Genomic DNA, 12,980 nt, shown 5'->3' with positions numbered 1-12,980 from the left:
TTGGACCGGATTATCCCCGTGAAGCGTCACGAGAACGGGAAGACCACGGCTCGAGCGCGGCGATCAGTGTGTCGATCTCTGCACTCGTGTTGTAGTAGTGCACCGACGCGCGAACCATCTCCGGAAGGTGCCGGCGCCTGGCGTCGATGAGCGTGGATGTGGAATCGACGAGCGACGTGTTGATGGATTGCGCACGGAGCTCTCGCTTGACGGTTGCCGAATCCACTCCGGGCACCGAGAAGGTGACGATCCCCCCTTTCACCCGACCGAGGTCGTACGTGGGCACCCCGATCCCGGCGAGCTTGTCCCGCAGTTCTGCCGCAAGGGCGAAGACCCGCCCCGCGATCGACTCGAGTCCCACCGACATCGCATACTCGGCTGCGACTCCCAGCCCGGCTTTGATCGCGTGATTCGATTCCCACGTCTCATAACGGCGGGCGTCGGGACGCAGAACGTACCGGTCGGGCTCGACCCAGGAAGCACCGAAGTGATCGAGCATCAACGGTTCGTCGACCTCCAGGAACGACGATCGCGCGTACAGGAAACCGGTGCCCCGCGGCCCCCGCAGGTACTTGCGACCGGTCGCCGAGAGGAAGGTGCACCCGATGGCGTCAACATCGATCGGCATCTGGCCGACCGTTTGACACGCATCGAGGAGGAACGGAACGCCTGCTTTGCGGGCCAGCGCCCCGATCTCTGCTGCCGGGTTGACGAGCCCGCCGTTCGTCGGCATGTGTGACACGGCGAGCAGCCCGACGCGCCCATCGAGATGCTTCTCGAGTTCCTCGAGGGAGATCTGCCCAGACTCATCCGAGGGAACGACGACCGTGTTCACGTCGTCGCGCCGGGCAGCCTGCAGATAGGTGATGAAGTTCGCCCCGTAGTCGACCTCGGAGGTGAGCACCGTCTTGCCGTGCAGGTCGAGGCCGTGGAACGCCTGCCACCAGGCAGCGGTGGCGTTCTCCATCAGCGCGATCTCACTCGCTTCGGCACCGATCAATCGGGCAAGGGAGTGGTAGACACCGGCGACCTGCTCCTGGAGATCTTCCGCCATCTCGTACCCGCCGGTGACGGCCTCCCGACGGATCCAGGCAATCTGCGCGTCGATGACCGGCCGTGGAGGCAGCGAAGTGCCGGCATTGTTGAAGTGAACGACGTCGGAACATCCGGGGGTGTCGGCGCGAAGCGCATGTATGTCCATCGCGGCACCATAGTCCCCACGCAGCGAGGGCTCCCGACCGCCGCGCGGGCCCGGTCCCCTGAACCCAGGGCTCGTAGGGGTCGCCACGACCCCCCTGAGCCCTGGGTTCAACGGGGTAGCCAGGAGAAGTCGGTGTTGCCGCCTGAGATGATCACCCCGACCCGCAGGCCGGCGACGCGCTCTCCCATCGCCCGAACGCCCGCCAGGCTCGTCGCCCCCGACGGCTCGACCACCAGCTTCATCCTCTCCGCAAAGAACCTTGCCGCGGCGACGATCTGCTCTTCGGAAACCGTCACGATCTCGACCCTACGCTCCCGCAGGATCTCGAAGGCCAACTCTCCCATCCCCGTGATCAGGCCGTCCGCGATCGTCGCCGCGCGAGGCACCCTTGGCTGGAGAAACCCGCTGACCAGCGACCGGTACGCGTCATCGACCATCTCGGGTTCGGCCCCCACGACCACGGCCGACGGGAGGAGCGCTTCGGCCACCAGCGTCGTTCCCGACAGCAGACCTCCCCCTCCGATCGGCGCCACGAGGAGATCCAGACCCTCGACCTGGGCCACCAGCTCCAATGCGGCAGTGCCCTGACCGGCGATCACCACCGGGTCGTTGAACGGGTGAACGATCGTCGCTCCCCGTTCGGCGCACACCCGTTCCGCAGTGACCTCCCGCTCGGACTGCGCGCAGAACACCACGTCGGCCCCGTAGCCCCGCACCGCGTCGACCTTGATCCGTGGAGCCGTATCCGGCATGACGACGGCACAGGGGATCTTCCGGATCGACGCCGCATAGGCGAGCGCCTGCCCGTGGTTCCCCGACGAATGCGTCACGACTCCACGGGCGGCAGTGCCCTCTTCCAGGGAAAGGACCGCGTTCACGGCTCCTCTGGCTTTGAAGGCACCGATCTTCTGGAGGTTCTCACATTTGAAGAACACCGACGCGCCAAGATCACGGTCGAGTGTCGCGGAGGTCATGATCGGGGTGCGATGTACGAAGGCCGCGATCCGATCCGCGGCGGCCTGCACGTCCTCGAACACGGGAAGTCTGCCCATCGGGCGAGTGTACCGACCCTGCTTCAGCGCCCTGCACGCAGGGGACGCTCGTGGACCCAGTCCTCGCCCCGCAGATAGCCTCGGATGCCGGCCGAGAGGGCAAATCGGAGCGGTTCCGGAGGCCACGGAATCAGCCGACGTCCCACGAACCAGACGTTGGTCAGGTCGGTGTCACGCTCGAGCACCAGATCTGCAATCGTCTTTCCGTTGAGTTGAGACAGCGACACGCCGTGCCCGACACATCCGATCGAGTACACGACCCTCGGGTCCCCCAAGAAGCCGATGGCCGGCGCCATGTCGACCGGTACCGACACCGGCCCACCCCACCGATCCGTAAACCGCACTCCTGCAAGGGAAGGAAAGATCTCGACGACGTCGGCTTCGAGGTCTCGGAACACGCGCTCGTTGAGATCGCGACCCATGTCGGTCCCATACGTGAGCGACACGTCACTCCCTCCCATCGCCAAGCGGTTGTCGGCGGTGAGCCTGAAGTAGTGCACCAGGTTACGGGCATCCTCGATGCCCTGCCGGTTCGACCAACCGATGACCTCCAGTTGCTCATCGGAGAGCGGTTCGGTGACGACCATATGCGTGAAGACGGGCGCCTGGGAACGACGCAACCCCGGCAACAGATGCGAGTAGGCGTTGGTGGCCAGCACGATACGACCCGCAGTGACCGTCCCTCCCGGCGTCTGGAGTCTGAAACGATCACCGCGATCGATCTGTGAAACCGGACTGTGCTCATAGATCACAGCACCGGCCTCCTCGGCGATCCTCTTCAACTCCCTCACGTGCTTGGCCGGATTCAAGAGGCCCGAACGGGGCTCCCACCAGGCACCGAGGAACAAGGGGGAATCAACCTGCTCCCGCACCCGATCGGCGTCCCACCACTCGATGCCGGTGATACCCATGTCGGTGAGCAACTTCATGTCGTGCTGGATGCGTTTGCTGTAGGCGGGCGTGGTCGCCACCCGCAGAAAGCCGGGGAACCAGTAGTCGGATTGAAGGTTCCGGCTACGAACCAGGTCGTCGACATAGTCGACCGCCCGCTCCATGTATCGATGTGCCTCCACGGTCCGCTGGACCCCGAACCGGAACTTCGTGACTGCCGGTTCGAGACCGAACAGCGTCATGGAGAAGCCACCGTTGCGACCGCTGGCCCCGTAGCCGATCACCTCGGCTTCCAGGACCGCGACTCGCAGTGTCGGCTCGAGCAGGCACAGGTTGTAGGCGGTCGAAAGTCCGGTGAAGCCGCCACCGACTACGGCCACGTCGACATCCATCGATTCGCCCACCGGATCGTTTGGCGTATACGGACCGTAGGTGGCGAGCCAAAACGACTTGTCTACATAGGTGTCCTGCATGCCAATCGAGTCTACGCCCGGCCGAGTCACCGTGCCGCGCGACCCCGCTTAGGCCTCATGTTTCGATAGCCTCTGCCTCGACCGGCCAGAGAGGTCTTCGTGAATATCGACCGCTTCGTGCAGCAACTCCCCGACACCGACCCCACCGAGACCCAAGAATGGCTCGACTCCCTTGACCAACTCATCGCCATCGAAGGCAAGACCAGGGCGCGGTATCTGCTGTCTCGCATGTTGCTGCGCGCCAGGGAGCAGCAGGTGGGGATCCCCGCCACGATCAACACACCCTATGTCAATACGATCCCGGCCGAGGAACAGGCGTGGTTCCCGGGGGACGACGTGCTCGAGAAGCGCATCCGCAGGTTCATCCGCTGGAACGCCGCCGTCATGGTCGTGCGTGCCAACCATGCAGCGGAGGGAATCGGAGGGCACCTGTCCACATTCGCCTCGTCGGCTGCTCTCTACGAAGTCGGCTTCAACCATTTCTTCCGAGGGAAGGATGATGGGTCCTCCGGCGACCAGATCTTCTTCCAGGGTCATGCAGCTCCGGGCATCTATGCCCGTGCCTTTCTCGAACGCCGCCTGACCGAGGACCAACTCGACCATTTCAGGCTCGAGGTCGCCGGCCAGGGCATCTCCTCGTACCCGCACCCCCGGTTGATGCCGAACTTCTGGGAATACCCGACCGTCTCGATGGGACTGGGTCCGCTCAACTCCGTCTATCTGGCCCGTTTCAACCGGTACCTCCACAATCGCCATATCGACGACACCTCGCAGTCGCGTGTCTGGGCGTTCCTCGGCGATGGGGAGATGGACGAGCCCGAAGCGCTTGCCGGAGTGGGCATCGCGGCACGGGAAGGTCTCGACAACCTCACGTGGGTCATCAACGCCAATCTTCAGCGCCTCGACGGCCCTGTGCGGGGCAACGGAAAGATCATTCAGGAACTGGAAGCCATGCTTCGCGGCGCCGGCTGGAACGTCATCAAGGTGATCTGGGGATCCGGTTGGGACGGGTTGCTCGCGAGGGATGTCGACGGCGTGCTCGTCAACAAGATGAACAGCACCCTCGACGGCGAGTATCAGAAATACGCCGTCGAGTCCGGCGAGTACATCAGGGAGAACTTCTTCGGACCCGACTTGCGGCTGCGCAAACTCGTCGAGCATCTCAGTGACGACCAGCTACGCAAACTCCCTCGTGGCGGGCATGACTACCACAAGATCTATGCCGCCTACCGGGCCGCGGTCGAACACGAGGGCCGCCCGACGGCGATCATCGCCAAGACGATCAAGGGTTGGACCCTCGGTCCGTCGGTGGAGGCCCGCAATGCAACTCACCAGATCAAGAAGCTCACCGGACGTGAGCTGATCGGGCTTCGGGATCGCCTCCATCTGCAAGAAGAGATCCCCGACGAGATGCTGACCGAAGACAGGGAGCCGCCGTACTACAGGCCTGACGTGGGCACCCCCGAGTACGAGTATTTGATGGAGCGCCGAAAGACGCTCGGCGGTTCCGTCCCGAAACGAAGTGTGAGAATCCGCAGGCCGATCGAGCTGCCGGGACCGGACCCGTTCTCCGAATTCGATGCGGGTTCGAGCGCGCAGGAGTTCTCGACGACGATGGCGTTCACACGACTCCTCCGCAACCTGGCTCGCCACGAGACGTTCGGCCCCAGAGTCGTTCCGATCATCCCCGACGAAGGCCGCACATTCGGGATGGATTCGCTGTTCAAAGAGTTGAAGATCTACGCGCCGCACGGACAGCGCTACGTCCCCGTCGACGCAGGGCTCCTCCTTTCCTATGAAGAGGCAACCGACGGCCAGATCCTCGAAGAGGGAATCACCGAGGCGGGAGCGATTGCTTCCTGGACCGCTGCAGCAACGGCGTATGCACACCGCGGGGTGCCGATGGTGCCGTTCTACACCTTCTACTCCATGTTCGGCTTCCAACGTATCGGCGACTTCATGTGGGCAGCGGCCGATGCCCGCGCCCGGGGGTTCCTCATGGGAGCGACGGCCGGACGCACGACACTCCTCGGCGAAGGGCTCCAGCATCAGGATGGGCACAGCCTCCTGCTCGCCTCCACCATCCCATCCTGCGAAGCGTACGACCCGGCGTTCGCCTATGAACTGGCGACGATCATCCAACGGGGCATCGAGCGCATGTACGGCAGCGACGGAGAGGACGTCTTCTACTACATCACCATCTACAACGAGAATTACACCCAACCACCGAAGCCTGCAGATGTCGACCAGGGCATCATCGACGGTCTCTACCGATGGGCGCCGGCGCCAGAAGGGCCGTCACTTCAGGCAACCCTGCTTTTCTCGGGAACGGCCCACGCGGCAGCCCGGGAAGCCCGGCACCAACTCGCCGAGCACTACGACGTCGGTGTGGAACTGTGGAGCGCAACGTCCTACAAGCGCCTCCGTGAAGAATCCCTCTCCACCGAGCGCTGGAACCGCCTGCACCCGGGCGCTGAACCTCGGGTACCGCTTGTTACCCGTCTCCTCAACGGCGCCGCCGGTCCGATCGTCGCCGTGACCGACTTTCTGAAGGCGGTCCCCGATCAGATTGCCCGCTGGGTGCCTCGCCGTTTCATCCCGCTGGGCACGGACGGGTACGGACGTAGCGATACTCGTGAGGCGCTGCGCCACTTCTTCGAGACCGACACCGGGCACGTCGTCGTAGCGGTGCTGTCCTCCCTCGAGGCAGAGGGTGCGGTTCCCGCAGAAGTCGTCGCCGACGCCATCGCCAGATACGAGATCGATCCGGATTTGCCGGACCCGCGCATCTCCTGGCCTGACGTGAGTGAGGAGTGAGCGGTCCGCTGTCGTAGGCTCGCTTCGCGAGCGGTACCGGGTACGAGGTGCGAGGTACCAGGCACCTCGACGAGCCATGCACGGTCGTCGAGGTGCGTGCCATGCATTGCTCGGCGGGCTCCTAAGCTCCGGCGCATGTCTACCGACCGCACAACCTTTCAGCGTCATCCGGAACGCGGAACCTTCGACCCCGCCGACATCACAGCACTCCTGGACGAGGCGATGATCTGTCACGTGGGCTTTATCGACGATGGACCTGTGGTGATCCCTTCGACATACGCGCGTGTCGACGACCGGCTGTACCTCCACGGATCGCCGGCGAGCCGAATGATGAAAGCCCTGCAATCCGGTGTCGACGTGTCCATTTCGGTGGCCTTGCTCGACGGTCTGGTGCTCGAACCCTCTGCGTTCCATCACTCGCTCAACTACCGGTCGGTGGTCGTGTTCGGAAAGGCCACCAAGGTCACCGATCCGCAGGAGAAGCGAGCTGCACTCGACGCTATCGTCGAACACCTCATTCCCGGACGGCTCCCTCATCTGCGTCCGATGACCGACCAAGAAGTGGGCGCGACCGCGGTCGTTTCGATTCCGCTCAACGAAGCATCTCTGAAAGCCCGTTCGGGACCACCGACGTCGGTGGAAGCATGGCCGGTGTGGACGGGTGTCATCCCGACCCGGATAACTGCGGATCCTCCTGAATCCTCGAATCCCCGGCTAGCAATCCCCACTCACGTCGCCGAGTTCGTCCACCGTCTTGCGTGATTCCCGCAACGAGCGAAACGCTCGCTGCAACTCTTCATGCACGGTCCGAATCTCGTTTGAGGGCCATTCCGCCGGGTCGGCGCGCAAGAATGAGGTTCGGTCCACACGGTTGTCGAACCGCGTGGCGGGAAGGTGAAAGACGCGGCCGTGCGCATGCACCGTGACCGTGCCAGGAACGTCCGATGACTCGAGCAGCCACGCCATGTCATCGACGCCATACTCCGCCTCCATCACCGCCTCCGGGACTCCGTGGTGCAGGATCGAACCGTCGGCACCCGGACGTGCGCGTTCCCGGTTCTTGCGCCGGCTCTCCTCCGGACTGACCCACACGTAGAGAATCACCGCCCGAGAGAGTATCTCCGGCGACAACATCGATAGGGCATAACGATATCCGAAGGGCGGCGGAAGGGGCAGGGCCGACCCGCGAGGTCCGCCCCGGGCAAACTCCATGACGACCGTCTCACCCCCCTCGAGAGGCCCGGACGGGAGCCCTTCGACGAGTTCCGCCGCGTCCTTCGCGATGGCAGTCTCGAGCGCTGCTCGCGAGGCGAGACCGGCGAAAGGGACAGGCGCCCCTGCCGCTGCCCGGGCACGATCGAGGCGATCGAGGAGCCATCGTGCAGGATCCTGAATGCGCTCCGGCGTCTCTCGCCCGAGCGCGTGATAATCCTCGTCGAGAAGCACCGTGAGGGTCCCCCAATCCCGATCGTCGAGAAACGGCTCGGCATCGTCGGCAAAGAACGCGGGTGTCGAGCCGAGCCGAACCTGCTCTTGCGAGATCCGCCGCATGAGATGCACGTACGGGTAGTCATCGATCTGAATCGTGGGCCCGAGGTTGAAATCCGAGCGGGCAACCTCGGGCGGCAGCGACGCCAGGTAGCGGCGAATCTCGGACTTGCCGGACGCAGGAAGGGCCAGCAACAGAACGATGTCGAACGGGCGATCCACATCGCGCAGCGTAGACCCTTGGCCGCCACTCCCAGAATCCATTCACCCAGCCTCTGGTATCCTTGCTGTTTCCTCCGAGTGTGGAGCGTCCATGTCCGGCCGCACAAGACAGATCATCGCAGGCGTCATCACGTTGGTGCTCGCAGGGATCGTCGTTGCAGGTCTGATCGCCGGCGACGCGACACCCGAAGATCGTGTCAACAGTCTCGGTCAGCGCATCAAGTGTCCCGTCTGCCAGGGGGTTACGATCGCCGAGTCACCCTCCGAGACCGCCCAGACGATGATGGCGATCACTCGCGAGAAGGTTGCGGCCGGATGGACCGACGATCAGATCATCCAGTACTTCGAGGATCGTTACAATACGGCGATCCTTGTTGATCCACCCTTCTCGGGGAAGACTCTGCTCGTCTGGCTGCTGCCGGGCGTCGCGCTCATCGCAGGCGTAGCCCTCATCCTGTCGAAGATGCGTTCCCACCGGGGAGGAACGTCATGACTTCCCGTTCCGGCGAGATCAGAGCGCGTCTGACCGAACGTCGCGATCTCATCGCCCGAGACATCCAGGAGCTCGCGGAGCAGGTCGACGCGGGCGAGATCGACGAGGCGACCGCCCAGGACCTGCGCGCCCGCTACGAGCAGGACCTCGCGGAGGCGCAGGCGCAGCTGGACGAACTTCCGACAGAACCGAGCGTTGAGGAAGAGGCCCCTGTCGAAGCGCCGGTGCAGGGTCGATCCACCAAACGCATTCTCATCGGATCGGGGATCCTCGTCGCAGCATTCACCGTGGTGTTGGTGCTCGTCATCTCCTCGGCGCAAACGGCGCCACCGATTTCCGGCGCAGCGCCCCTGACCAATTCCGGCAACTCGGAGATCGAGCAGATGGAGGCCGCCGTGGCGGCCAACCCCGATGTCATCCAGATGCGGATCGCGCTGGCCGACCGGTACTTCGAAGCCAACGACTTCTCGAACGCCCTCGATCACTATCTCACGGTGTTGGATCAGAATCCGACGGACGAGGAGGCGAGCCACACGCTCGGCCGAGTCGGGTGGCTCGCCTATGTCACGGGCCAGAACGAGGCCGCCGTGAAGTATCTGGACGAGGCGCTACAAAAGGAACCGGACAACCTCGAAGCCACCTTGTTCCTGGGTATCGTCGATCTCTACGGGCTCGAAGACCCCGAGTCGGCAATCCCCCTGCTCGAAAAGGTTCTGACCGAGCCGAGCCTTCCGCCGCAGCTCCGCACCGACATCGAGTCGGCTCTCAAGGACGCCAAGGGGCAAGTCGGAAACTGATCGGTCGGTTTCTCAAAAAGAACCCGGTTCGCGAGTCCCAGAACGTGCTGGAGTACTAGCGTCGAAAGGTCGACGATGCAGGAGGGCTCCATGCCGCACATGATGGACGATTTTCCGCTCCTTCTTTCAACGCTCTACGACCATTCCGTAGCGCTGTTCCCGGACCAGCAGATCGTCTCCGTAGAAGCCGACCTCTCGATTCGGCGACACACGTACGCGGAAACGGATCTGAGGATCCGCAAGCTCGCAACTGCACTCGCGACCACACTCGGCCTCGGAGTCGGGGATGTCGCGGGAACGTTCGCCTGGAACAATCAGCGTCACCATGAGCTCTATTGGGCAACCGCCAATACCGGTCGGGTGGCGCATACGCTCAACATTCGCCTGTTCCCGGAACAGCTCGCGTTCATCGTCGGTCACGGTGGCGACAGGGTGATCTTCGTCGACCCGAACCTCGTGCCTCTCGTCGAGCGTTTCGCCGAGCACCTCGACAAGATCGAGCACTACATCATCATGGGCGATTCCGTCGGCGACACATCCCTTCCGAACGCGATCGCGTATGAAGACCTGATCGCGGACGCAGAGCCGTGGGGTATGTGGCCGATTCTCGATGAGCGCTCCCCCATGATGTACTGCTACTCGTCGGGCACGACGGGGAATCCGAAAGGTGTCGCCTACACGCAGCGGTCCACCTACCTGCATACGATCTCCAACGTCGCCAACTATCCCGTCGGAGCCGATGACAACATCCTTCCGGTCGTCCCGATGTTCCATGCGGCGGCATGGGGGTACCCGTACCAGGCGGTCATGTGCGGCTCCAAGATCACCTACCCCGGGCCCGATCTCTCGCCCAAAGGCATCGTGTCGCTCTTCGAAAACGAGAAGGTCACCTTCTCCGCCGGTGTCCCCACGGTCTGGGTCGGCATCCAGCAATACCTGATGGAACACCCGGAGGCCGACACCTCGAGCATCCGAGCATTCATCGTCGGCGGCTCTGCCGTTCCCAGGGCAATGATCAAGTGGTTTCACGAGGCCAGGGGAATCACCATCGTGCAAGGTTGGGGAATGACCGAGACCAATCCGATCGCCTCGGTGTCACAGCTCAAGCCGGGGATGGAAGATTGGGACTTCGAACGCCAGCTCGACTTTCTGGAGACCGCCGGGATGCTCGTTCCCGGATTGCAGGCCAAGATCGTCGACGACGAGGGGACATCACTCCCCCACGATGGCAAGGCATTCGGCGAGCTTCTCATCCGAGGACCGTGGATCGCCGCCGAGTACATTCGCGATCCGAGGAGTGAGGAGTCATTCGAGGACGGATGGCTTCGGACGGGCGACGTGTGCAAGATCGAGCCCGAGGGATACATTCGTATCACCGATCGCGCCAAGGATGTGATCAAGTCGGGCGGGGAATGGATCTCGTCACTCGATCTGGAACGTGCCCTCATGGCGCATCCGGCGGTCTCTGAAGCCGCCGTCGTCGGTGTGCGTCATGTCCGCTGGCAAGAGCGGCCACTCGCTGTCGTCGTCAAACGTCCGGGAGCCGAGGTCGATGCGAAAGAACTCACCGAGTTTCTGCACACCAAGGTCGCGAAGTGGTGGGTCCCGGACAGGATCGATTTCGTGGAGGAACTGCCGAAGACGGGGACCGGAAAGTTCGACAAGCGAAGCGTGCGGGCCCGCTACTCGGATGTCGTACTCGAAGACTGACCGTTCTCGTGACGCTTGATGCGGTTAATTCCCTTTGAGCGTCACGAGAACGGTTGGGAATAGAAGAGGGCGGCCGGTGCGTCGTGCGGAACACTCGGATCACGCGGAGCGACCGGCTCCAACCGCTCGTAGGGATCCCCCACGGCGGGCCGGGGATCCTCCTCTCCGCGGTTCGGCCAGAACGACATCGCTCGTTCGCTCATCGCCGTAATCGTCAGCGAAGGGTTGACACCCAGATTCGCCGTGATCGCAGCGCCGTCCACGATGTGCAGCCCATCGTGGCCGAACACCCGCTGGTACGGGTCGATGACGCCACGCTCCGGAGTGGCCCCGATGCAGGCTCCACCGATCGCGTGTGCCGTCAACGGGATATCCAAGAGCACCTCGTTGATGCTGCTGCCTGGATCACCGCCCATCACGTCGGCCGCGATCCGGGCCGCCTCGTTCGCCACCGGAATGAACGTCGGGTTCGGTTTTCCGCTCTCCTGATCGGTCGTGAGACGGCCGAATCGCCCACGACGTAGCCGCAGGCTGTTGTCGAAGCTCTGCATGACGAGCAGGATGATCGTCCGCTCCGACCAGTGGCGAACGGACAACGAACGAAGCAGTCGGATCGGGTGCAAGACGGCCGACCCGAGGAAACGCAGCCAACGCGGCACCCGCCCCCCACCGTCGACCATCATCGCCGACAGCAGCCCCATGGCGTTACTGCCCTTCTCATAGCGGACAGGCTCGATGTGCGTGTGTGCGTCCGGTTGGAACGACGAACTGATCGCCACGCCTTTCGAATAGTCCACGTCGACCGTACGGGCAGAGGCACCGACCAGAGCTTCCGAATTGGTACGCAGCTGTCGACCCAGGCGCGATGACAGCCGTTCGAGGTGTCCTTCGTCACGAAGCTTGAGCAGCAGCCGGGCAGTTCCCAGTGCTCCGGCGGAGAACACGACCTGCTCTGCCGTGTATGCACGGCGCCGGCGTCGCAGCCAGGCTCCCGGACGCTCGGTCACGACCCGGTATCCGCCGGCGTCGAGCGGCACGACGTCGACGACCTGATGCTCAGGGTGGATCTGCGCCCCGTTTCGTTCTGCGAGATAGAGATACGTCTTGTCGAGACGATTCTTTGCGTTGTGACGGCACCCTGTCATGCAGCCTCCGCACAGAATGCACCCGGTTCGATCGGGGCCAACACCGCCGAAGATGGGGTCGGGCACGGTAATGCCGCTCTCGCCGAAGTACACCGCCACCGGGGTCGGCTCGTAGGTATCTTCGACGCCGAGTCTCCGGGCGACCTCCTGTATGACCAGGTCTGCAGGCGTCTCGACCGGGTTGGTCTGCACGCCGAGCATGCGCCGTGCCTGGTCGTAGAAGGGAGCGAGCTCCTGCTTCCAGTCGGTGATCCCGTCCCATTGCGGGTCGGAGAAAGCCTCCTTGTGTGGCTCATAGGAGACATTGGCCCACACCAGTGAGCCCCCGCCGACACCCGCACCGGAGAGCGCCATGACGTCCCTGAGGAGCGTGATACGCTGGATTCCCTTCATCCCCAGACGTGGGAACCAGACAAAGCGACGCAGGTTCCAACTCGATTTCGGCAAGGTCGTCTCATCCCAGCGTCTCCCCGCCTCGAGAACGCCGACCCGATAGCCCTTCTCCGTCAACCGAAGAGCGCTCACGCTGCCGCCGAACCCGGAACCGATCACCAATACGTCGTAGTCAAAACTCACTGGACCCGATAGTACCCCCTCGGAACCGCCAGAGCCTCACCGGTCGGGACTCCAGGTACCTCGTGCCTCGACCAGCGGTGCCGCAGGACCACGGAGCCGGCGTGACGGCTCTCGT

At 63.6% G+C, this 12,980-nt stretch carries 10 protein-coding genes; 5 read left to right on the top strand and 5 right to left on the bottom strand.

Features of this window, described 5'->3' with window-relative positions:
* Nucleotides 1-10: 10 nt before the first annotated feature.
* The 3 genes from GXP34_13040 to GXP34_13030 all read right to left on the bottom strand — a co-directional run bounded on the left by GXP34_13040 (nt 11) and on the right by GXP34_13030 (nt 3,617).
* A complete protein-coding gene (locus tag GXP34_13040) occupies nt 11-1,201 on the bottom strand; it encodes an aminotransferase class V-fold PLP-dependent enzyme (protein ID NOY56892.1) in 1,191 nt (396 codons plus the stop codon).
* A gap of 107 nt (nt 1,202-1,308) precedes the next feature.
* Entirely contained in the window at nt 1,309-2,253 is a 945-nt protein-coding gene (locus GXP34_13035; protein NOY56891.1) for a threonine/serine dehydratase, read from the bottom strand.
* A gap of 23 nt (nt 2,254-2,276) precedes the next feature.
* Nucleotides 2,277-3,617 carry an FAD-dependent oxidoreductase gene (locus tag GXP34_13030; protein ID NOY56890.1) on the bottom strand — a complete coding sequence of 447 codons (1,341 nt, stop codon included), beginning with the start codon at nt 3,615-3,617 and terminating at the stop codon, nt 2,277-2,279.
* A 99-nt stretch (nt 3,618-3,716) separates the two neighbouring features.
* On the opposite strand from GXP34_13030, the gene aceE reads away from it, so the two are divergent.
* Together aceE and GXP34_13020 are read left to right on the top strand one after the other, a co-directional pair.
* Nucleotides 3,717-6,434, top strand: a complete 2,718-nt coding sequence (gene aceE / locus GXP34_13025; protein ID NOY56889.1) for a pyruvate dehydrogenase (acetyl-transferring), homodimeric type — start codon at nt 3,717-3,719, stop codon at nt 6,432-6,434.
* 135 nt (nt 6,435-6,569) lie between these two features.
* Entirely contained in the window at nt 6,570-7,196 is a 627-nt protein-coding gene (locus GXP34_13020; GenBank protein NOY56888.1) for a pyridoxamine 5'-phosphate oxidase family protein, read from the top strand.
* On the opposite strand, the gene GXP34_13015 is transcribed toward GXP34_13020, so the two are convergent.
* Complete coding sequence (locus GXP34_13015) at nt 7,149-8,144, bottom strand: hypothetical protein (protein NOY56887.1); 996 nt, start codon at nt 8,142-8,144, stop codon at nt 7,149-7,151. The genes GXP34_13020 and GXP34_13015 overlap by 48 nt on opposite strands.
* Before the next feature lie 91 nt (nt 8,145-8,235).
* On the opposite strand from GXP34_13015, the gene GXP34_13010 reads away from it, so the two are divergent.
* The 3 genes from GXP34_13010 to GXP34_13000 all read left to right on the top strand — a co-directional run bounded on the left by GXP34_13010 (nt 8,236) and on the right by GXP34_13000 (nt 11,144).
* Nucleotides 8,236-8,637, top strand: a complete 402-nt coding sequence (locus tag GXP34_13010) for a cytochrome c-type biogenesis protein CcmH (protein ID NOY56886.1) — start codon at nt 8,236-8,238, stop codon at nt 8,635-8,637.
* Nucleotides 8,634-9,434 (top strand): tetratricopeptide repeat protein, encoded by an 801-nt coding sequence (locus tag GXP34_13005; protein NOY56885.1) that lies wholly within the window; start codon nt 8,634-8,636, stop codon nt 9,432-9,434. The genes GXP34_13010 and GXP34_13005 overlap by 4 nt, the downstream gene beginning before the upstream one ends.
* A 90-nt stretch (nt 9,435-9,524) precedes the next feature.
* The gene (locus GXP34_13000) at nt 9,525-11,144 is read left to right on the top strand and encodes a long-chain fatty acid--CoA ligase (protein NOY56884.1); all 1,620 of its coding nucleotides are present in this window, start codon (nt 9,525-9,527) and stop codon (nt 11,142-11,144) included.
* Nucleotides 11,145-11,185: 41 nt separating this feature from the next.
* On the opposite strand, the gene GXP34_12995 is transcribed toward GXP34_13000, so the two are convergent.
* The gene (locus tag GXP34_12995; GenBank protein NOY56883.1) at nt 11,186-12,865 is read right to left on the bottom strand and encodes a GMC family oxidoreductase; all 1,680 of its coding nucleotides are present in this window, start codon (nt 12,863-12,865) and stop codon (nt 11,186-11,188) included.
* Between the last annotated feature and the right edge of the window lie 115 nt (nt 12,866-12,980).

This window comes from Actinomycetota bacterium (assembly GCA_013152275.1).
Classification (GTDB): Bacteria; Actinomycetota; Acidimicrobiia; order Spongiisociales; family UBA4744; genus BMS3Bbin01.
The sequence above is the reverse complement of the archived record's forward strand: the minus strand, read 5'-3'. Positions and strand labels throughout refer to the sequence as shown.